At 42.6% G+C, this 20,710-nt stretch carries 28 protein-coding genes; 12 read left to right on the top strand and 16 right to left on the bottom strand.

Annotated elements, in window-relative coordinates:
- Nucleotides 1–30: 30 nt before the first annotated feature.
- From R7Q47_RS14415 to R7Q47_RS14430, 4 genes are all read right to left on the bottom strand, one after another.
- Nucleotides 31–513, bottom strand: a complete 483-nt coding sequence (locus R7Q47_RS14415; RefSeq protein WP_318089199.1) for a lysis protein — start codon at nt 511–513, stop codon at nt 31–33.
- On the bottom strand, nt 495–974 hold the full coding sequence (locus R7Q47_RS14420; protein ID WP_262602040.1) for a lysozyme: 480 nt from the start codon (nt 972–974) through the stop codon (nt 495–497). The genes R7Q47_RS14415 and R7Q47_RS14420 overlap by 19 nt, the downstream gene beginning before the upstream one ends.
- Complete coding sequence (locus R7Q47_RS14425; protein WP_213874744.1) at nt 961–1,152, bottom strand: hypothetical protein; 192 nt, start codon at nt 1,150–1,152, stop codon at nt 961–963. Before R7Q47_RS14425 ends, R7Q47_RS14420 begins: the two co-directional genes overlap by 14 nt.
- Nucleotides 1,153–1,307: 155 nt before the next feature.
- Nucleotides 1,308–1,976, bottom strand: a complete 669-nt coding sequence (locus R7Q47_RS14430) for a hypothetical protein (RefSeq protein ID WP_318089201.1) — start codon at nt 1,974–1,976, stop codon at nt 1,308–1,310.
- Nucleotides 1,977–2,057: 81 nt separating this feature from the next.
- Between R7Q47_RS14430 and R7Q47_RS14435 the strand changes: the two genes are divergently transcribed.
- The 3 genes from R7Q47_RS14435 to R7Q47_RS14445 all read left to right on the top strand — a co-directional run bounded on the left by R7Q47_RS14435 (nt 2,058) and on the right by R7Q47_RS14445 (nt 3,901).
- On the top strand, nt 2,058–2,432 hold the full coding sequence (locus R7Q47_RS14435) for a hypothetical protein (protein ID WP_318089202.1): 375 nt from the start codon (nt 2,058–2,060) through the stop codon (nt 2,430–2,432).
- Between the two features lie 116 nt (nt 2,433–2,548).
- Nucleotides 2,549–3,631, top strand: a complete 1,083-nt coding sequence (locus R7Q47_RS14440) for a GAF domain-containing protein (protein ID WP_318089203.1) — start codon at nt 2,549–2,551, stop codon at nt 3,629–3,631.
- 30 nt (nt 3,632–3,661) lie between these two features.
- The gene (locus R7Q47_RS14445; protein WP_318089204.1) at nt 3,662–3,901 is read left to right on the top strand and encodes a hypothetical protein; all 240 of its coding nucleotides are present in this window, start codon (nt 3,662–3,664) and stop codon (nt 3,899–3,901) included.
- 145 nt (nt 3,902–4,046) lie between these two features.
- Here the strand turns inward: R7Q47_RS14445 and R7Q47_RS14450 are convergent, their stop codons facing one another.
- Complete coding sequence (locus tag R7Q47_RS14450; RefSeq protein ID WP_318089205.1) at nt 4,047–8,723, bottom strand: hypothetical protein; 4,677 nt, start codon at nt 8,721–8,723, stop codon at nt 4,047–4,049.
- Nucleotides 8,724–8,922: 199 nt separating this feature from the next.
- Between R7Q47_RS14450 and R7Q47_RS14455 the strand changes: the two genes are divergently transcribed.
- Nucleotides 8,923–9,561 carry a hypothetical protein gene (locus tag R7Q47_RS14455; protein ID WP_318089206.1) on the top strand — a complete coding sequence of 213 codons (639 nt, stop codon included), beginning with the start codon at nt 8,923–8,925 and terminating at the stop codon, nt 9,559–9,561.
- A gap of 82 nt (nt 9,562–9,643) precedes the next feature.
- On the opposite strand, the gene R7Q47_RS14460 is transcribed toward R7Q47_RS14455, so the two are convergent.
- Genes R7Q47_RS14460 through R7Q47_RS14505 form a run of 10 tightly spaced genes read right to left on the bottom strand, consistent with a single transcriptional unit; the run spans nt 9,644 to nt 14,442 of the window.
- Nucleotides 9,644–10,618, bottom strand: a complete 975-nt coding sequence (locus R7Q47_RS14460; RefSeq protein ID WP_318089207.1) for a DUF968 domain-containing protein — start codon at nt 10,616–10,618, stop codon at nt 9,644–9,646.
- Nucleotides 10,611–10,922, bottom strand: coding sequence for an endonuclease domain-containing protein (locus tag R7Q47_RS14465; protein WP_318089208.1), 312 nt, complete (start codon nt 10,920–10,922; stop codon nt 10,611–10,613). The genes R7Q47_RS14460 and R7Q47_RS14465 overlap by 8 nt, the downstream gene beginning before the upstream one ends.
- Entirely contained in the window at nt 10,919–11,617 is a 699-nt protein-coding gene (locus R7Q47_RS14470) for a phage antirepressor KilAC domain-containing protein (protein WP_318089209.1), read from the bottom strand. Before R7Q47_RS14470 ends, R7Q47_RS14465 begins: the two co-directional genes overlap by 4 nt.
- Entirely contained in the window at nt 11,611–11,823 is a 213-nt protein-coding gene (locus tag R7Q47_RS14475; protein WP_318089210.1) for a hypothetical protein, read from the bottom strand. The genes R7Q47_RS14470 and R7Q47_RS14475 overlap by 7 nt, the downstream gene beginning before the upstream one ends.
- 10 nt (nt 11,824–11,833) lie before the next feature.
- Nucleotides 11,834–12,790 (bottom strand): helix-turn-helix domain-containing protein, encoded by a 957-nt coding sequence (locus R7Q47_RS14480; RefSeq protein WP_025500534.1) that lies wholly within the window; start codon nt 12,788–12,790, stop codon nt 11,834–11,836.
- A complete protein-coding gene (locus tag R7Q47_RS14485; RefSeq protein WP_318089211.1) occupies nt 12,790–13,311 on the bottom strand; it encodes a DNA methyltransferase in 522 nt (173 codons plus the stop codon). Before R7Q47_RS14485 ends, R7Q47_RS14480 begins: the two co-directional genes overlap by 1 nt.
- Entirely contained in the window at nt 13,304–13,468 is a 165-nt protein-coding gene (locus R7Q47_RS14490; protein WP_318089212.1) for a hypothetical protein, read from the bottom strand. The genes R7Q47_RS14485 and R7Q47_RS14490 overlap by 8 nt, the downstream gene beginning before the upstream one ends.
- On the bottom strand, nt 13,468–13,737 hold the full coding sequence (locus tag R7Q47_RS14495; protein WP_140087547.1) for a hypothetical protein: 270 nt from the start codon (nt 13,735–13,737) through the stop codon (nt 13,468–13,470). Before R7Q47_RS14495 ends, R7Q47_RS14490 begins: the two co-directional genes overlap by 1 nt.
- Complete coding sequence (locus tag R7Q47_RS14500; protein ID WP_318089213.1) at nt 13,734–14,186, bottom strand: YmfL family putative regulatory protein; 453 nt, start codon at nt 14,184–14,186, stop codon at nt 13,734–13,736. Before R7Q47_RS14500 ends, R7Q47_RS14495 begins: the two co-directional genes overlap by 4 nt.
- On the bottom strand, nt 14,176–14,442 hold the full coding sequence (locus tag R7Q47_RS14505; RefSeq protein WP_140144387.1) for a helix-turn-helix transcriptional regulator: 267 nt from the start codon (nt 14,440–14,442) through the stop codon (nt 14,176–14,178). The genes R7Q47_RS14500 and R7Q47_RS14505 overlap by 11 nt, the downstream gene beginning before the upstream one ends.
- 97 nt (nt 14,443–14,539) lie before the next feature.
- Here R7Q47_RS14505 and R7Q47_RS14510 point away from each other — a divergent pair, with 97 nt between their 5' ends.
- The 8 genes from R7Q47_RS14510 to R7Q47_RS14545 all read left to right on the top strand — a co-directional run bounded on the left by R7Q47_RS14510 (nt 14,540) and on the right by R7Q47_RS14545 (nt 19,399).
- On the top strand, nt 14,540–15,262 hold the full coding sequence (locus tag R7Q47_RS14510; protein ID WP_140144385.1) for an XRE family transcriptional regulator: 723 nt from the start codon (nt 14,540–14,542) through the stop codon (nt 15,260–15,262).
- A gap of 10 nt (nt 15,263–15,272) precedes the next feature.
- Nucleotides 15,273–15,824 (top strand): hypothetical protein, encoded by a 552-nt coding sequence (locus tag R7Q47_RS14515; protein ID WP_140144383.1) that lies wholly within the window; start codon nt 15,273–15,275, stop codon nt 15,822–15,824.
- 192 nt (nt 15,825–16,016) lie between these two features.
- Entirely contained in the window at nt 16,017–16,412 is a 396-nt protein-coding gene (locus tag R7Q47_RS14520) for a hypothetical protein (protein WP_318089214.1), read from the top strand.
- A 40-nt stretch (nt 16,413–16,452) separates the two neighbouring features.
- Nucleotides 16,453–17,271: a DUF2303 family protein gene (locus R7Q47_RS14525; RefSeq protein WP_318089215.1), complete on the top strand. Its 819-nt coding sequence runs from the start codon at nt 16,453–16,455 to the stop codon at nt 17,269–17,271.
- Nucleotides 17,272–17,322: 51 nt separating this feature from the next.
- Nucleotides 17,323–17,535, top strand: coding sequence for a hypothetical protein (locus R7Q47_RS14530; RefSeq protein ID WP_140131135.1), 213 nt, complete (start codon nt 17,323–17,325; stop codon nt 17,533–17,535).
- Nucleotides 17,536–17,545: 10 nt separating this feature from the next.
- Nucleotides 17,546–17,809: a hypothetical protein gene (locus tag R7Q47_RS14535; RefSeq protein WP_140087543.1), complete on the top strand. Its 264-nt coding sequence runs from the start codon at nt 17,546–17,548 to the stop codon at nt 17,807–17,809.
- Nucleotides 17,810–17,933: 124 nt separating this feature from the next.
- On the top strand, nt 17,934–18,164 hold the full coding sequence (gene xisR, locus R7Q47_RS14540; RefSeq protein WP_137282197.1) for an excisionase family protein: 231 nt from the start codon (nt 17,934–17,936) through the stop codon (nt 18,162–18,164).
- On the top strand, nt 18,164–19,399 hold the full coding sequence (locus R7Q47_RS14545) for a site-specific integrase (RefSeq protein WP_318089216.1): 1,236 nt from the start codon (nt 18,164–18,166) through the stop codon (nt 19,397–19,399). The genes xisR and R7Q47_RS14545 overlap by 1 nt, the downstream gene beginning before the upstream one ends.
- 215 nt (nt 19,400–19,614) lie before the next feature.
- On the opposite strand, the gene R7Q47_RS14550 is transcribed toward R7Q47_RS14545, so the two are convergent.
- Nucleotides 19,615–20,580: a hypothetical protein gene (locus R7Q47_RS14550; RefSeq protein WP_318089218.1), complete on the bottom strand. Its 966-nt coding sequence runs from the start codon at nt 20,578–20,580 to the stop codon at nt 19,615–19,617.
- Nucleotides 20,581–20,710: the final 130 nt, after the last annotated feature.

Raw genomic sequence — 20,710 nt, forward strand, 5'->3', positions numbered from 1 at the left:
GTTACTCAGGATCCCCAGAAGGACCCGCGATCATGGCTGATCTTCTGCTAAACATTGGGTTCTGATGTAATCCTGTAAGTACTTTGTCTGCTGCTCGTTCTCAATCATCATTCGTCTGAGACGTAGATAATCTCGCTCAGCTGCTGCTCCAAGTCTTGGGGTGTTTGCATTGCCCACGCTTCTGGTGCTGGTGGCCTCGGACACTGCTGGGCAATCTGCCTGGACATACACCCGCTTAGAGCCAGTGCTGAGACTATCGCTAAGACGATCAATCTCTTCTTTTGCTGCGGATAACTCTGCTGCATGCTTCTCTCCCAGTTGGTTGAAGGATTGAATTTGAACTCGCTGCTGGTGTAACACTGCGATATAGCCCTGAATCTCACTCTTTACCAAGGTTAGCTGGCTTTCAGCGATATCAGCCCGACTGCTTTCCACGAACAATGCTGCCGAGAGCGTCGCAACCACTACTACCGCAATAGCTGTCGCCCATACTGTCAGCTTTGCATTAGGCATACTTCCCTCTCAATATCTCGTCGGTTCATCAATCCTTTCCATGGTTTGCCTGCTGCATATACCCATCGTTTAAGCTGGTCACATGCTGCATGCCACTCACCTTTGTTGAGCAGCTTTAGTAACGTCGAGCGTGAGAATGAGCCTATGCCAACGTTAAACGTGAAAGAGTAGAGAGCAGCTCGTGTCGTCTCAGGAATATCAACGTGAATCATTGGGTCGACCATTCGCTTAACATCAGCCAGATCAGACTCAAGCAATTCATCACACTCCGTTTGTGAGTAGACTTTGTCCGGGATGATGTCTGTTCCTGTATGGCCGTAACAAACAGTTTGAACACCAGCGACATCAATGTAAGGAGTAAACCGAACGCCTTCCATCGGCTTTACCATTGTTGTCGCCATAATAAGAGCCGAAGCCCCTGCGGCCGCTAACATCTTGACGGCAGAATTAAGGTGCTTCATCGCCATAGTCCTTTTCAAAGCGCTTTTTCTGCCAGTAGTTATTGATCCAGGCAGTTAAGAGCATGCCAGCCAAAGCAATCAGAACCGTATAACCATCTGCAGATATAGACCCAAACACTCCTATTACCCCATTCCAAAAATAAGAGAGGGCGCTGGATATCTTTTCGTTCATACGCATACTCACCCCCGTACTGGAGTGCCCTTTTGCTTGGATGAAAATGAAAAAACCCCGCCGAGGCGAGGTTTTCGAGAATTTATGATAGGCACAAAAAAACCGCCTAAGTGGCGGTCACTTTCAATACTGTGTACTTATCCATAGTGGATATATATACATTAAATTGCCCCGTTTTTATTTTCAAGCTCTTTTTTGAATAATTTTCGCGCAGACTTGTCGTAGTTAACCAGCAAGGTACGAATCACTTCAATGTGCTTTTCCCATTCAGACCAGTGGTTTTGGTAGTAGCGAGTACGTTTCTTTCTGAACGCATCAGACTCAATATTCTTGTCTTTACAATCTACTTCCACCAGCGCTTTGATTAGGAACTGACGGCTAACGCTGGGCCTATATTGAATACCATCATGATCGAAGTAAGTCTGAGCCCCAGCCAATTGCTCAAGCGCAATATTACCAGCGATAGTACTAATGAGAGCTTTAACTTTGAGATAGGTTCGCTTCTGAACAATCCCGCCTTGCTCAGATGAATGAACGACCCAATCATTCAACACACTTTCAACCAGACGCGTCTTGTTTTCTTTGGAGTTCCAGAACGGAGATGCGTAAGCGTACAGGCTCCAATCGGCCAAATGCGCTGCTTTCTTCTGCATTCTATCAATCGTTAAAAGCACTTTTGCACCATCAATTAGAGATGCCATTTGGTAGTCAGCAGCCCCGAAACCACCGCCACCACCAGAACCGTCATTATACTTTGCTTTGATGCCTTCCGTCGCCATACCAATTGCCGCAGGCATCGGCCACGTTTCAATGTTTGTCGCTAATCCCATAATATTCCCTGTACGAGTTTGGAAACATGATCACATAGATATATACTGTATATAAATACAGTATAGCGCTTAATTTGAAGTATGTACAAAACGATTCAACGCCTAGTAGGACATCACATCTGCCGAATCGGTCCTGATGGTCCATGCGATTGCGATAGCACTGAGGATAACGTATCGGTGCTAATAACTAATGGCGACTGGAAAACCATCCCTTTTGGCGGCTTTATGGAAGTGGGCAACGTTATAGGTGTAAGGCGCCTGAAGATAATGGACGTGTGTGCGCTGTGTTCTGATGATGACGGGCATAAAGTTGTTTATACCATTCCGAGAAACCACTACCTCGTTGGGACTTACCTAAACGGAAAGTGTTTCATCCTGCTCTATGATGGTGAAGTGAAACACTACCTAGACAAAAACGCCGACCAAGATACTAAGAACAACGTGGTTTGGTTGTAAATCAAACCTTAAGTAAACTCCCAGTAAATAGATATAAAAATCAAACCATTATGATTATAATGTCATATACTTATTTAAAGGTGCACGCAATACTCATTACAAGGAGAACGAACGTAATGCCACAAGAAGCACTAAAAAGATTAAAAAAAGGAGCCCAGTCTTCGGTAGAATCATCTTTAAGCTTAGCTAGTACAACAGCGCTAGCTGCCAGAATCTATTCAACTGTTTTATATCCGGTTCTTCTTAGTCTTTGGGTAGCAGAGTTCTTGTCAAAGGAAACCGATTCTAATTTAAGTGTCTTTATGATATTGGTAGCAATAGTTTGCACTTTGCTCCAAATAATATTCTTTATACAAATTAGTTTTACTGAAAATGCTAGGTCTCATTCTTTGGAAGATTTGGAAGTTATTGAGCAGCAATATCTTAAAATAGGGGAAAATTACAATAGCGTTAGGGATTCACTCCTTTCAACCGACAGATTAAAGCTGTACCAACAGAATTGTTTGCACTTCACTTCGCTAACAGTAGAGAATTCAATTCGAGAGCTGAAAGAATTTGAAGATGTTTTGTTAACGGGCTCAGAATCTGATAAAAGTGCATTGCTTAAAGATGCCCCTGACTTTGATGCTGCCCTTACCGAAATTAAGTCTAGGGCAGAAAGACAGCTAATCTGGCCTTTGGTTAGTCTTAGAGATGACCTATTCGGATATGAATCAGACTCTTTATATAATATTGCCCTATACCAACACAAAAAGTCTCAGGACTTATTAGTTTGCAAAGCGAGGTTTTGTGACGACCGAATCAACAGGCGTGATAGGCCTTGGAAACCTGGAATGGGGCACGTCGGACTAGCGTTTGTTCAAGGTGAGGTTAAGTTCTGCAACGACGTTGAATCGAGTTCCGAACTAAAAACAGAAAAAGTGGATGGAAAAATAATCTATCGCTCTTTTGTTTCAGTTCCAATTACAAGAATTGGTCATTCTGAAGTACCATATGGTGTACTAGTGCTAACGAGTAGACATGCAAATCAATTTGATATCGATAAAGATCAAGTATTTTTGATAGTCTTGAGTAAACTCATTGGATTGTATTACACTGTGCTAGAGTCTCTTGTAGTAAAACTGAATCAGATGAGTATTCCTACTGTACCCGAAAGTTTTGAAACTCTAGCTGAAGGTTTTGATGAACCCAAACACTAACGTTAATGCTATAAACAGCAAGGTTAACTTATGAAAAATACAGATGAAGCTTCTGGAAACAATGTCCGTTTGAGCGTCTTTGTTAAAGGTTCAGAGCAAAAAGGCTACACAACAGATCTAGCCTTTGAGGATAGCTTTGTATCGAATAGTGATACTCTGGTGTCTGCTGAAGTTATGAAAAACTGGGTTGAAGAACAAAATCGCCTGCTTCGTATGCACACTAACAAAAAATTCCCAAGGTTCGAGGTTATCACGAGTGATGATAGCTAGCTCGAGTTCATGAATAACGAAAAAACGAGGGATAACCTCGTTTTTTCGTTATTGATTCACAATAATGCACACATCTCAATCAACCGCCCCAACCACCAGCAATCTAGTCTGTTTCGCTACACACCTTAAACTAAATGAGTTTCAGCTAAGACAGTAAACCATTGTCGAGCTCTTTAACTGCATTCATCGCTGTATAAATTTCCGAGTTCAACAGCTCATCCCAAATATCTAAACAAGTACTTATTGCCTCATCATCTTCATCTTCTGTTGCTTCATCGTAAAGACGTTGCAATACACTTAGAAGAGAAGATTCGCGAATATTCATATGTCGATGGTTGAAAGACTCATCTTTCTTATCCACTTCAACGATATTTTTGACGAGATCTAATAAGGAGTCACTCATATCGACAAGCATACCTGGAAAGCTTTCCAATTTTCTAAAAAGGTCGTAGATACAGTACCTTACTGCTTTAGATTTAACAAACTCACCAAATAACACAGTTGAATTGTGCTTTGACCAATAGTTGTCATGCTGAATACACGCCCCCACCTTTTGCAAGATATCTTTTTCGTCATCGTTTATTAACGCTCTGTATGACGGCTCAATCTTGCTAATTCGATCATGGTATTTATCTTCTCTTAAAAACTGAGAGAGAACAGAAGAACAGCCACTTCTTAGCTCTTTGCTACCTTTGAGAACCAATGCTAGCTCATCTTCAAATAGATCATTGAAAAACCAACGGGCGTAGATCTGTCTAGCAGCTTCTTGCCTAATATCCACATATTGAGAAGCTAACATTCGTAGAACAAGCTCAACGTATTCATTTACATGATCACTCTCGAACCCTTGATTAAAAAAGTAGTGAGCACCATACCCTCCACTAACCCGAACATCTTTAGTACATAACTCGATAAACTTGGCATGGGCGAATGAGTTATCGTAATTGAGATATGGCTTCAGTAACTCTAAAGCAGACATATTGACCGCAGGATGTTCATCTCCAATCGCATGCTCAACTACGTCTTTATTTTGGTCAGCAAGCGATTCGTTTTTTACAAAAAGCCTAGCTATCGCTATATATGCCTGCCCACGAACACAATTTATTGAGTTATCCATCAGAGATTTAGCTGACGCATCGTCTGCTGAACGACCTTTGTCTGAATTCCAAACATTCAGTTTGTTTAACTCTGGGTCCTTCGCACAACGAGCTTGCTGAAACAATAAATTAAAGGCCTTTGAATCCGAAGCTAACGACTGGCAGTCAAGTAATCTAACCAAAGCGTGTTCACTTTCACTATGAGGGAAATAAGAAACCACCCTGTCCAATAGGATACCACTACAAGGAACCCAGTCCTCTTTATAGTCGGCATGGACTTTTTCTTTACTACCGTTAGCTAGCCCTCGAAAAAACGCACTAACGTATTGGGCATTTATATCTCGAGGTAACGACAATGCAAGATTCGCGAACCTTATAGGCTCATTAAAAACTGCACCTTCAAGAGTTTGAGAGAAATGCCTTATACTTGATTCAGCGACTAGATCATCAGTTACTTGCTTCCATCTCATTCCATTAAATTGTTCTTCAGGAGTGAGTATTAAGCGTGTCCAAGACTTGTCCGATAACTTATTCCCCAATGGCAATGGAGAAGTTATACAGCCACCAACTGACTCGTATTTAGAACAAAAATCTAGATATGAATATGACTCAAACTTCCTAGCTAATATGTCGCTCAGTTCACGAGTACTTTTGGCTAATCTAGTTGGGTCCAGTTTAGGCAGTAAAAAATGTTGAGCTTGCCCCCAATAGCTTGGGTAAGCTCCCCACTTTCTAACTTCAAGTTTCCTTCTAACATCATCTAGGCTATTGTGACTCTTTAAACTACATATACATTTTTCAAGGGCAGTAAACCTTTCTAAACTACAATTCACAGAGAATTTTTCGATTAACTTCCCCGGTAGAATCCAGATAGGTTCACGGTAAGTATTCCCACATGACAAGTGTAATTCTGGACGAGCCAACAACCAGTCAATAACGTTATCAGACTTATTCTGAGAGAGGCTCAGCAATAGTCGCGCAACCAAGTGTACTGTCACTGGATTGGATTTCGAGAGGTATGGTCTAACTAACTCCTGCAACCTATTAGGATCAGAACCCAACTTATCCCCAGCTCTTTCGATTAACGAGAACAATCCAGATGTAAGACGGCTGTCATGATCGTAATCACTCGATTCGTCTTTATGTAACCACAAAACTACACTTTCTTGATTTGGTTGTGATTCAGCAATGTCATTTACCTTCTTTAGCAGCCTGCTAATTACGGCCTCTGGAATCACATCAGCTACACCCATAATGTCTTTTAACTCAGTTGATGACCAGTTGCCTCTTTGCATTAACTTTTCATGAGCTCTAGCTTCTGCAGAATACCTATGTTTACAAATCACTTCTCGGTAATGTTCTAAAACTATCTCTATCAAAGATAATGCTCGTTGGGGGTGCCTTTTTGAAAGGGCTCGCCAATCTATATAGCTTGCTGGGCAATTCTTTTGAAGAAGATCTTTCCTCAACTCAAACATATCATTAGAATCATCTTCAATCTTCCAACACAGGCTACTGTATATTTTTTGGTTCCAACTATCTGAAACATCAACATATGGGCGCAAAGTTGCGACCACTAAGTCAGGCTTAGTTTCAGAAATAGAGCTCAGAAGACCAATCGAAGCATCCACTAGCTTTTCGTCGGAGCTGCTAAGCCAGCGCCCCAAAAAGCCACTCTCTATTAGATACTCGATTATCTCAGGGTTTTTAAAGCAACTAGTAGAGATAAACTTCATTTTGAGTACACTAGTTTGAACCAACTTATTGATAAGCTTTCTAGCGGGTGCTTTTATTACCTTGAGGTCTTTTAGTGAATTAAGAGCCAAGAATTTGAGGTGAAAACGAATTTTATCGCTAAATAAAACAGCCTCTATGCTAGAGCAATAATTTTTCTGACTAGCGTCTAGTAACATGTTTAGCGCATACCTGAGGTGCTCTCTTTTATCTAGAGTTTGGTTGTCAAAGCCTCCAAGTACAGATAGCAATTTTTCTGATGATTCACTTCCTGCCCGATATAACTTGGAACCTACTTGATAATCATATAATGCTTGGTGCCTAAAACTTACGCGTTGATCTTGCTTAGTTAACACTCCTATTGACATTAATACTTCTAATGCCCACCGAGAACCTATAGGAAGAGAGCTCAATGACACAGATAAACAACCATGCTTCATCATTAAGCCCACTAGCTTATCAATAAGTCTCTCTGCTTCTTCAACCGATAAGTTATGGGCACTGATTTGACTTAATCGATCATCCCAAAAATTCTTAACTAACTCTAATTTATTATCAAACCTAGGGGCAGCCTGCGTCCGATGCGCAATAGTTAGGTATATGCCAAGCCATAACGGTATCTTAAGAATCTCTTTCTTTACGGAGGAAAGATTTGAGTACCTCTCAAATGGCGAGACTAATTCGTCTACTTTTTCCTCATCTAACGTAGATAATGTGACTTCATGCAATGATTCCGAAATGCTATCTAGCCAACTTGATAAAGCGATATCTTCGTTTAGCTCAAAATCCCGGGAAGCCAAGACAATTGATATGTCAGCACCTTCTTTACGTAGCGCAATTGTTTGCCTTATTAATTCCTGGCAGATGTGCAAAGCTATATTAGAATGCGCGCCAGTCCAGCGGATAGCATCGAGTTGATCCAATATAATCACTACTTTGTTGTGTTTTGATAACGCATTTAAACTAAAAGGTGGCGAGTATGGGAACCCCAATGATTTTCCATATACATCTAGACTATCTGCTGGATTTCGTCGGTCAAGCCTCACTGGTACACTGATGGCCCCACTATTACGAAGATAATTATGAAGTTCGAGAAGTAATGAACTTTTCCCAACTCCTGCTTCAGCTTTAATCAGAGTTACAGGATTCTCTTCTAAAGAACTGGTAATGTTATCCAACTCCTTTCGTTTAATAAGCTGATTACATATCAAAAATGGTTGGATTGACTCATCAAACTCTTTGGAAAGGTTATCAACAACCGAAAGTATTCTTTCGTCTTGAGGTATCCCTCTTGCAACAAACCCAGCGTTTTTTAAATCATTTAACAACTGGTTCGCAGTAATCTTGTTGCGTAACTTATTATATTCAACTGGATAATATTTAAGGAACTGGACTAACTTAGTACTGCTACCACTGAACAGAGATGAAGCTTTGTCTTCTAGGTCATTTTGATTATGTTTATTCAATTCATAACGGATAATCTTAAAGCGTTGTAAGAACAGCATTGCTTTACGGATATCTTCTTCTAACCCAATAGATAGGCCAAGGTATTCACATAAAGAACTGAAGCACTTTTCTCTCTCTTGACTTTGTTTTACTTGATGCTCGAGAAAGTCAAACGGTATTGCATTACTGTTCAACGCACTTTCACATAAATCGCTGATTATTTTGTTCGAAAGTGGTGAGACCAAGTGAAACTCTGTAGCCCCTCGACCGATTTGGAAACTTGCGTTTTTTAAAATGTTTGAACTATGTAGTTTAGATAAGTGCCAGTATTCGCTATTGCCAGAGCTTGCTTTACACTGATGGTGTTCGTGTGAGCCATCATTATTGCCTATGACCAAGTCAACGCCGACTTCATCATCCCCAATAGGCTCTACAGTCACATAACTTATCTTTTCTTGTAAGAGCTGTAATAACTGATATGCAATCCAATTAGACTCATACCTGTTGCCAAGCTTTTCTGCATATCCACCTGCTTCTAGCGCCATACTGTTAGTTCTCAATATAACCATACACATCAGAAAGATACGGCCTAGCTCTTCTTTTTACAATTACTCTTCTAGTATCTGTGACAATTGAGGGATCGGTTACGACTAAAATTAATTTATATAATAATTTAATAGACTGCATAATTTTCACATTGAATCGTTTAATAAGCATTAGAATTTCTATTTTTTAGGGGTAAATATGAAAGATGATGAAAGAACAAAGCCTTTGCGTGAATGGAATCGTTTGGCAAGAGAAAATACAGAGAATGCCATGGTTTCATCGATGTTCGTGGCTACATTAAAAACTACTAGTTCTTTAGATAATCTCAATAATTGGTTGCTGGTTGCTACTGGAGCCATAGCTTCGTTTTTGATAGCTAACATAAGTAGTGTTATCGAGTTTTTAGGGCGTGATGGAATTGTCCATGGTGGCTACGTACTATGCCTTTCATGTGTATTCGGGCTTTTTGGAAAAATAATAGGATTACGCTGTAAAATGGCTCAGGATCTTTCTGAAGCGGTGAACGTGACCTTTCTAGAGCATCTTCAGAGGTATCAAGAGGAAGAAAGTAAAATTAAAGATGGAGCGCAGTTTTGGGGTATATCTCTTGAAACAGGAGTTAGGCTTGAGCGAATACTGTCAGAATATCTTGCTCTATTTCCCAAGCCTGTTCGTTGGCTTGCTCAGCGTCATTTTCAAAAGGAGAAAGATAACCCTCAAATTGTATATATAGGCCAAATAAAAAGTCTTCAAGTACAATCATTCTCCATTTTAATTCAAGCAACATTGTTTATTTATTTCTTTGTAGCTATGTTTTCGTCGATAGCTGAACTCTAGCTAATAAGGGTCTACTACCTGTAAATAAGCAATAATATTATATTGGCTGCATCAGCAGCCAATCTTTCTTAAATAAGGTAGCTCACCCCACCGCCCCCACCACCAGCGCTCTATTAATAGTCTCCTTCACATGCCAGAGCTGATCGCCGTGCTTCCGTTCCCAGGCATTCACATCATGGTGAAGTTGCTGGTGGTGTTCATTACATAACGGGAAGGTAAACATGTCCGAAGCCTTACTTCCCATCTTCCCTTCGCCGTGGCCGATTAAGTGATGGGCTATGCCAGCCGTTTTACCACATACGCGACAGGGTAACTTTCGGACGAACGAAAGATACTTCTCGCTCTCCCATCGAATAGGCTTAGGTTTTCTTAGGTACATCGCTGGTGGATCGTCATCGATGACCAACTTCAGTACAGGCTTTGCTAATCGCTTGAGCTGGTCGCGCTGGCTTTCGACAACATACCTGGCATCAGTATCAATGTTGCCCTTAACACCTGCTCGCTTAGCCGTAGCCTCTCGTTTGAATTGACGATCTATAACGGATTGCGGAAGCAGTTCATACACACCATTTCGTACCGCCCACCAGCAGAGGTCAACATCGGTAATCGGCTTTTGGTAACCATGTAACTGGCGAGACACCGCTTGAAGGCCATGGACGACACTGTTCATTCGGGCAATGTGATAGTAAAGGTTTGGGTCACTGTCCCCTTGAAGATCATGGTGCCAGCATAACCTTACCGCGCCTTCACCCGTTTTACGAGTTTTTAAATTGTGGTCGCAGTAACCCGAGTCCTTTAACTGGCATTCGTTGATTGAATCAACAAACTGATGCGTTGGACCGATTCTGCTTTGCACTTCCTCATGAGAGAAAAACGCCACGAGACTCGAATCAGTTGGCTTTAAGGCTTGCCTCTCTTCCGGCACCAATTGCTGTGCTGGTGACACTAAACCAATCTTACCGTCCACCAGCAATGACTTTAACGATTGAGTATTGGGTGTCAGAGCGATCACCGCAGCGTTAAGAGTGGGCACAATATCGATATCTACCTTAATCACTTAATGCCTCCTCAATCATCTGTATCGCCAACCCCTTTTTGATCATTTCTCCGGTAAAACGCAAAACAGTCCAACCTCTCAATGCTGCCGTATTGTATTTCTCACAATCTGCTTCATAACCTTTTGCTCGATTATGGCGCCCATTACTCCAAGTTCCGCCTTCTACTTCGATAGCCAGTAGCTGATCAGGATAGGCAAAATCAAAGCGCCATCTACGTGTCTCATGAAATCGATACTCAGACATAGGTACTTCCAACTTCAACGCTCTTATATGCTGCAATAACAACTTCTCTAACTGACTCACGCTGCCACCGCCTTTAAATGACCTGTTTCCAGCAACTTTTTACGCAGCCAGAATTCCCCTTTTCCGGTAATCAATGCTGTGTGGCTGATCCGAGTTTGGGAGTTTGTTTCGTAAGTGCCCTGCTTCACCGTAAAGTAGCCACGTTCAACAAACTCCTGATACGGCAAGTTGTAAGAGTCACCACGGCTCATAAAGATCTTTAACTCTCGAAGTACACGGAAAATAGTAACAGGCCCCAAGCCTACAGTTTTAGCAAACTGACCAAGCTTCACACCTTTATCCGCTCCAGCAATAGCATCTGCAAACTCGGCTTTTGGCGCTGCGATAGCTAATGCCTGGTTCTTTTCTTCCAGTTCTTTGGCTTGGTTGGCCGCAAGCAGAAGAGCATCAGCAAAAGTTTGAGGAACTTGTGGTTGAGACTGCTTTTCTAGCTCTTGCCATCGTTTGACAATTTTCGCGGTAAACTCTGGAGATAGTCTCGCCACGACGATGTAAGAGCCTTCTTCGTTAACATGATAAACCCTCGTTGGCTTCCCTCCGCCTACGGTCGGTTCCTCAAATTGAGTGACCGAAATTAAAGACAAGTCCCACAAACTTTCTATAGTGCGTCGAACATTGTCGTGACGCTTACCTGTCAGTTCCGCAATCTCTCGACTACTCATTGTCATCTCTGTTTGGGTGCTGATACTTAACATTCGACTCCCTCCGCTAACCAGTATTTACTCGAGAACCCCGTCAGTTCACTACTCTCATGCCGGACATCCACACCAGAACGGCGAGCCGCCTTAACCAATCTAACTAAGTCACAAACGTGAATACCTAATTCATCACACAGCTCGCTCGGAGTCCAAAGCCGACGACGAGATTTCATTACATCAACCAAATCCTTTTTACTTGCCATTCTCGCCCTCCTACACCGCCTCTAGGTTCGCAACACGCTCCAGTAACTCTCTGCGCTTGGCCGACAAATCTGCGATCTTTCGCTTTGATGGTTCCACTTCATGTTGAGGTCGCTTAGCATCAATCAAGTACAACATGCGCTGATTTTCTGAGTTGATAGAGCTCTCTAGCAAAGCCACTTCACGCTGAATCACGGTCACTTCGTCCTGAGTATCCACTGAAGCATCACCTTGCTGTGGTGGCAGATAACGCCCCTTGTCTTGCTCTCTGCCAAGCCAACCTTGAATAAACTTCTCAATGCCCTGCTTGGTTTTCCGCTTACGAGGATTGGCATCGCACCAAGCGATCATTTTTTTCAGCTCAGCACGAACATTCACTGCACCAAACAAATCCGAATAGCGGTCGATGTCTGGTTGAGTTACTCCATGAAACAGCCCTTTCCTGTTCAAAGGAATTTCAAACAGTGCTGGTTCGGCTTCGAGCGGTTCGCTTGGAGCAAGATCTTTACTTGATGGTTCTATTGGTGGATCAATTGGTGGTTTATAGCCGGATTCCGACCTACCCCCAGCCGGAATTTGACCTACCCCCTCAGGTTGTTTCGTCTGTTCGAGTTTCGAACGTTCGACTTTTGAACAGACGAAATTCGACTGTTCAAAATCTGTCTGTTCATCTGCTTTCTTCTTCAAAAGCATCACAGGCAACTGGTACTGATTATTTGAACGGACTAAGCGACCTGTATCCGCCTTTTTGAATTGGTTCTTTTTGAATAACCATCCGGCAGCTTCCAGTTTCTTAAGTGTCGATTTAACGGTGGTAGGTGAAACACCAGACTTACGAGCAATGGTATCGATAGACGGCCAACAAAGGCCGCTATCATCCGCATGGTCAGCTAGGCAAAGCATCACCAACTTATCAGAACCTTTAAAACTCGGAATGTCCCAAACGTAGCTCATTACCTTAACTGACATTATTCCACCTCTTCTTTCTTCAACGTCCAGAACGCAGGGCGCTTAATACGGTTTCCTCTATCCCAACAAATCCATGCATACTCAGAGTTATCGCTTCCACCATGAACAAAGCATGGTCTCGGTGTTAGGATCAGTAGGTTTGTCCAAGGGAAAGAACGCCAGAAATCTGCACGACCTTTGCTGCCCAACATAGAGAGGCGAAGCAAGAAGCACATGGTGCCGTCATGCCGTAGGTCGCGGGTCATAGCCGTTGAGATAAACTCCAACGCCAAACTAAAAGGTGGATTAGTAATGATCACATCTGCAGACATGCCTTTTTTAGGGTTTAGGTAATCAATACCTTCGGCCAGCTCCGCATACTTGATAGTGTGTCCACCTGGTAGCTCGTTCGTTACACGGCCATCACCACGGCAAGGCTCAGAGATAACATCACCCTCGCGAAACTCGATGCAGTCCAATAAGGCTTTCACACACCAAGAAGGTGTTGGATAGAAATCTCGCTCGATACGTTCTTTAGCCACGGAGCATCCCCTTATAAACAGCAGTTACGTAAATGCGCTTTGCTTCAAACAAATCTGCTAATTCATCATGGGTGAGAATGATGCCCTGCCCCTTCTCCACCTTGTAAAACTGGTTTTGGTGGTACCACAATGAATAATTGAGTGTTATTCTTTCCATCACTCCTCCGTGATCTTTGCTGGTGACTGAGTGAGCTGTGATTGTTCCTCGCGAGAATCATCACAACCCGGCTTTAGACCGTTGCCGCGGTTTAAAGCCACTTCCTCATCTATTACTCGTAATCGACGTTCGCACTTTGCTTTCAACAGCTGAATTTGCTCACGTTCGTAGACTTCTGACGATTGGCCGTGCGCCACCATTAGCTTTGCCGAGCTGCAGGTGATGTCTGCCATCTGTGAAACGGTTTGCCAAAATATTTCTGTTTTCATACAACCTCCGCATACAACGCATCGAGCTTCAGCATGAAGGCTTCGAAAGTCGCGTGGTATTCCGTTTTCAATTGAGCGATGAGCGCACGTTCGCGAGCATCAAACACACCATCTGCTTTTGCTTCTTCAATGGTTTTATCCAAAAGCCCTTTCACTGCATTAAGGTGTAAATGGCAATCGAACATATCCACGGTATCCAGTTCTGCGACATCAGGTTGCTCTACCACCATGCAATGAACACGGTTAGCAAAGTACTCTGCTACATATGGGGTGTTGGTTAGCTCAGCCATTTCCACCAGCTCATCAACACTAAAAAAGCGAGAACCCTTCTTCTCGTATAGGTGATTGTTAAAACTGTCGATCGACATACCGAGAACCGCAGCAACCGCCTCTTTACCACCAGTGACGCCTGCAATGGTTTTATTCACCATCTCTTTCTTATTCACCATTTGCTCCTTTGATTGGTGGTTTAACTTCTTGCCCTTCTGTTCCACAATCTTCTTGCGGGTCTGGGAATACGTCATCGAACGTACATTCAGCACCAAGCTGATTAAGTGCTTTAACTATCTTCCAGCACATCTCGACATTGATGTTACGGATACCCGACTCGTAATTGCCGATCGTTGATGGTGTTACGCCGATAGTTTTTGCTAAGCCTGCTTGGCTGACCTTTGCTTTGTTTCGATATTCTGAAATTTTGTTCATGTTGTTCCCTCCACCAGCAAAAGTACACGATTCGTGTTGGCAAGTAAACACAAAAAGTGTGCATACAACACACACGGAGCGTGTTAAATTTTTTCTTATGACAAAAAAAATTGAGATAGGACTGCGACTTAAGCAGTTCCGAGAAGAGAAAGGCCTTAGCCAGAGAGCCCTAGCCACTAAATGTGGGTGGGGGCCTTCGCGTATCAGTAATTATGAATCGGGAATAAGAAGCATCAGTTTGGACGACGCCGAAACAATTTCCAACGCTCTAAACATTTCACCAAAAGCTCTACTGTTTGGTGATAGCTCTAATATCGAGAAACAGCCTCAAGCAAATGCAGAGATTCTCGGTAATATGCAGGTTTGGGATAGCAAGACTCCTATTGGGGATGACGAAGTAGCAGTGCCATTCTTATCTGAAATAAAACTTTCTGCCGGAAATGGATTCGTAAACGACTTAGAGCACGACAACGGTTTCCGCTTACGTTTTGCTAAATCCACCCTTCGTCGCTACAACGTAGCACCCGAGAACGCTGTCTGCGTAGCCGTCCATGGAAACAGTATGGAACCTGTTCTACCTGATGGCTCTACTGTGGGTATTGATTGTGGTAACAAAACACTCATGGAAGGAAAAATTTTTGCCATCAACCACAATGGTGAGCTTTTTATCAAGAAGTTATACCGACTACCCGGTGGTGGCCTCAGAATATACAGCTTCAATGAGTTAGAATATCCAGCTCGTGAATACACCGAAGCGCAAGTGTTAGAACAAAAAATCACTATTGTTGGACGGGTATTCTGGTATTCAGTAATGCTATAAGGACATACAAATGAAGTATTTAAAAATGATGGCCGCTTCTTTGGCGATGCTATCATTTACTGGCTGCGTTAGTACGCCAGAAACTAATGCTAACGCTCAGTCAGAAGTTACTCCAATAAATAACCCGATATATAGCGATCAAGATTTTTTGGACTTAGTGACCAAGTTAAACACAGCAGGACAAGGGAGTATCACTAACTGCACATTAACCTCGACTTCCAGTGTAATAAAGACTGGCTATTCTAATTCTTTCGACCGAGAGAAGCTTTTTGTGACAGTAAGCGATGAATATGGTGTTAACTATATTTTACTTCACCTATACCCAGATGATCTTAAGGTATTTAGAGAAACCCTAATAACAGCATCTGATAAGGCAAAAAGTAATGAGTCGTTAGAAGACCTAACTCTCGGTCGTTACAGTAGTTTTCGTACTGAAGTAACCTTTATTTCGCGTTACGGTAAGTTATTCGGTTTTTGGACGAGGTCTCCTGACCGAGTGTTAACTCCTATCAACGCAAATAACCTATTGCAATGCATCAACCAAGTATCTAAACAGCTTTAATTTATTCATACCGCCGTCCGGCGGTTTCTTGTCCATTTAAATACAACTATCTCCTCAGATTTCTTTGCTTCTTAACTCGCCGCTTGGCGTTTTTTTTGGCCCAAACAAAACAAGTACACAAAACGTGTTGACACAACAAACACAGTTTGTGTACTTTATTGATACACAAAACGTGGATCGCGAGGAAATCACATGTCTAACCAAGAAGCAGGAAACCTCAGTCTTGAGGACCGCACTACTAACTTCCCAAAACTGATGCAGGAACTGGACGGCGGCGTTGTCTCCAATGTCGTCGGTTTGGCGTTATCTAACGTAGCCCGAGCTGTGTCCTACAGCGATAAGCAGGGAAACGTGAAGATGGATCTAAAGCTCAAACCAATGGGTACCAACAACGAAATGGTCGAAATCACCGTTAACATGTCGGTAAAAGAGCCAAAAGCCGGATTCGGTACCAAGTCAGAAGACTTCCAATACACCTCAATCGCGTACGTAGGCAAAGGCGGCAAACTTACCTACGACCGACCAAAAGAAGATATTCACGGCCAAGCCGTTATTGAAGAAGGCATCCTGCGCGAAGTACGCGGCTAACCCACTCCACCAGCAACTCACTCAAAGAGAGAATAAATAAATGGATAAATCAGCAATCCAGCAGATCCAAGAATCATCGAATGCACCGCAGTTTTTAAAACAGTTAGAGAAAGCGGGATTCCCTGTTGCCGCCCTACCTGAGTCCTTCGATTTGCATGACTTAGAGAAGTTCATGCCAAACCGCAATTATTTCCGTGGCACAATGAAGACGGCAAATATCGACGAGTTTGTGCGTTACCACGAAGAGTACCAAACCGAAGGCAATCAGTGCTTTATCAATGCTGAACGTATGGCTGCAGTAACTATTTTCGATCTTGGTACTCATAACTTCCCTGGGCACTGTAAGCATCAAGCAAACTTGATTCTGCGCCGCACTGCGGCATTTAACGCCCTACTAAACATCAACGAAGAACGCCTTGGCCAAAAGAAACTGGCTGAGTGGGTCGAAGACTACAGCGAGTTTGTTAAAGTCTTCTCGACCACTGGAGAAGTCATCGAGAACTCTGTCGCGTCTGCGGCTATTCGCAATATGAAGTTTGAAGCTAAGGCTGGGCGAGAATCCAATGTAGATGACTTCAGCCACCATCAATCTGAATACGAGTCTGTTGCGGTTCGCACCAAAGAAGAGTTCCCAATGCCTGCGGTGTTTAAGTTCACGTGTGTGCCTTACTTGGGCTTAGCAGAGCGCACTTTTGAAATGCGCATGAGCACAATCGGTAATGAAACCCTAGTCCTTCGTATCAAGAAGCTGGAACAACACGAAGAAGAGATGGGCGAAGAGTTCCAAACCAAGCTTCAAGCCTGCTTTAAAGACGGCGGGATCGAAATTGATACCTTCATTGGTTCGTTTAGCTCTTAATTAATCTGGCGCCCTCTTCTAAAAGGGGGCGTATCTTGCGAGGAAATATCTATGGCGGCAACCATCGATACTCAATTCGGGCAGGTCACGACATCGGCCCCTTACTTTAGTCACCAGCTAGGTTGTGAAGTGATCAACCTAACTCTGATTAAACCAGAGAATGAGAGCAACGGCTGGGGCATTAGCCGAGAGTGCCCTTCCAATGTCTCGCTCACCAATCAATTTCTAAACATGTTCGCCAGAGATGCAGCACAAGTAATGTAAGGATTTCGCGATGAGCATGACACAAGAAGAGATCAACAGAGCGGTTGATGGTGTGATGGAACTTCGCCCAACAGGTACGCGTTTACCAAAAGAGCAACCCAAGGACTCAGCCGTCAAACAACGAATGAATGATGTGCAGTTTGAGCAGGAACTAGCAGCAATTATGGAAAATGAACCCGTGTTAGGTTCCGCTTTCTATTTTTGTAATCAGGACGTAACGAAAGGTGGTCGTAAGAACCTGAACTTCAATCGATATCCTGGTGGAGTGAAGTAATGGCCCTCATTAACTTACATTATCTGTCACTACTTCGCTGCTATTAACACGTCAACCACCAAATTAAGAAGAGTAAGGTGGTTGCCCTGCTCTTCTCTCAATTCAACTATATAGGAGTTTACCGATGAGAACATTTACGGTGATTCAATTAGAACCTAGCCGTTGGGTGAAAGAGGACCTTTTAATTGATTTAACAGGCATGTCGACCAATGAAATCAAAGACTATCGTCAGTTTCGTTGGATTGAAGGCGTTCATTTTAAAAAGTCGTCCGGTAAGAGTAGTGATGGTGGTAAAGGTTATAAGTATGACCGTGTTGCCATCGATGAGTTTTCAGCAAGAGAAAGGGTTGCATAATGAACACACCAGAAGGTGTAGAAATCCGCGGTAAGTCTATCCGCATTAGTTTTACTTACCGCGAGATGCGTTGTCGAGAGACCCTAAAAGGCTGGGAAGTCACCAAAGGTAATTTAAAAAAAGCTAGCCATCTACGCGCTTCTATACTTTCTGAAATTTCATTAGGCACATTTGATTACTTATCTCGATTCCCAACATCAAAGAAAGCGCAACTCTTTGCGACTCCAGAACAGCGTGGTAAGAACCTTACTGTTCGTGAGTTGTTTGATGACTATATTCAATTGAAGAAAACGACTATGGCTTCGCAGTCACTCTATGTATTGAGCACTACCGCAAGAGCATGCTGCTTGTTTGTTGGTGAGGAACGTACTATCTCCACCATCACGATTATGGATGCACTAAAGTGCCAAAAGTTAATGGTCGACTCCCCTACTCGAAATGGAAGACCACGAAGCGCAAAGACGATCAATAACATGATCAAACTAATGCGCCGATGTTTTGATTTAGCAGTGAAATCAAAATTTATCGATGACAACCCATTTCTGCATGTTGAGTTGCTGAGTGGTGGCTCTGGTGAACCGGACCCACTAGAACTAGAAGAGTTCCACCAGCTAATAGAATCAACGACAAACTTACAGCAGCGTAATATGTTCACCTTAGCCATTTACACTGGCATGCGAACTGGTGAACTCTGTGCATTAGCGTGGGAAGATGTTGATCTTGATAAAGGGACAATCGAGGTGACTCGCAACGTTACGATTGAACGGAAGTTCACAACACCGAAGAATAAGAAGTCAGAGCGAACAATTCACCTACTTGAGCCTGCGCTACTCGCCCTTAAATCTCAAAGAGAGCTAACCATGTTTAGCCCGGTGAGAGATATTTTTGTGGAAGTAAAAGGATCAAATACCTTTCGCCAGGAAAGCGTTCGGTTCGTGTTCATTCCAGAACGTCGTAATGGTCAAGAAACGAGTGAGACCTATAAAACGACAACATACAATCGACTATGGTCACGCGCACTTAAGCGAGCTGGCATTCGCCATCGCTGCTCATATCAATCTCGACATACCTACGCTTGTTGGTTGATCACCAAAGGGGCAAACCTCTCTTTTATCGCAGAGCAGATGGGACACAAAAGCACGATGATGTTGGAACGTGTTTACGGAAGATTCATGAAGTCACACTCGCATGAGCAGATCGAATACTTAAATAGGATCATGGCTTCAAATAAATAAGGCCATTCTGATTATGATGTGCATTTCAATGTGCGGAAAAGAATTGCCCCATTTCTAGTTTGGGTGGAAATGTAACTACTGTTTTTTACCAACTAATCCTAGTTAAAGTTATTTAAATGCAATGCTTTTTCTGTTACCCAAGAGGCCACATATACTATTCCACCACAACATAGAATCACTTAAATAGATAGCTACATAAAGACCAAGAACATCGCCTAGGTAGATACAATATCAATACGCTCTACATTTTCTAAAGCTACATTACATATTATTGGTGGGGTATTACCACCAATTTGAATACCTACATTAGCATTACGCACTTCAGCTCCAATCAACGTATTGTTTGTATTCATGAACCCAAGTTGACCACCATGGATGACTGGCGTAAGCACTTGTGCAGGTATAGTCAATCGGTAGGTAGGACTAGGACTACCGTCTTTAGTGATTATGCTAGCGCCGACTGAATTAGAAGAAAAACTAGAAAAGTTTTTATCAAAGCCTTCAAAGTGAACAGGAATAAGCAAGTCAGTAACATCAACATTCTTAGCAATACCTTTTCCTAAGTTTTGACCATGTATGGGAGACCACATAAGCCTTAACTCTCTCTGTGCCTTGTAGTTACGACTATCAGGTTTCACAAAGCCTGCTAATTTAGGGTTGCTGATAAAATGTTGAGTAAATGCATATGGCATCTGAGATTTAACCTCAATCTCACGTCCAATATATTGGCACTCTAACGCTGCATCAAAGGACAGTATGTCTTTATGGGCTTCGGATATACGCTTAATATATTCCTCGACATCAGTAATAAGAACACAACAGTCTTTAGGTGTTTCTTCATTCATAGCCCATGTTAAAGAGTCCGAAAGGAAGTACTTCGTACAGCAAAATACATAAGCATCATCAACTGAGATGTCTATTCGGTCAGGGTACAAATCCATGCCATCAAAAGTATAGCCTCCAGTACATTGACTCGGTTTGATAGCATTGATTAACGAGACTTGTCCCTCTTGATTATCAAGTATTGCTCCACCGTGCTTGTCAGGGTCTCTAAAGTCAGATATACGAGCTAAGTAAACTTGACCATCCTCAAGCATATTCTTAGCGTACTGAGCACTTTGAAACTTAAAAGCGGGATACATATACTCGATACCGCCAACAATCTGCTTGAATACACTCAATGTTTTACTCTCTATAGCTACATAGTAACAAACATGATATCACAGTAATTAATTGCATATTAGATAGATCTGTAGTGGTGTAGCGAATTTGACTACTATTAATAGATTTTCCATACTTGAACTAATTTAT

Source organism: Vibrio sp. Vb0349 (assembly GCF_033338975.1).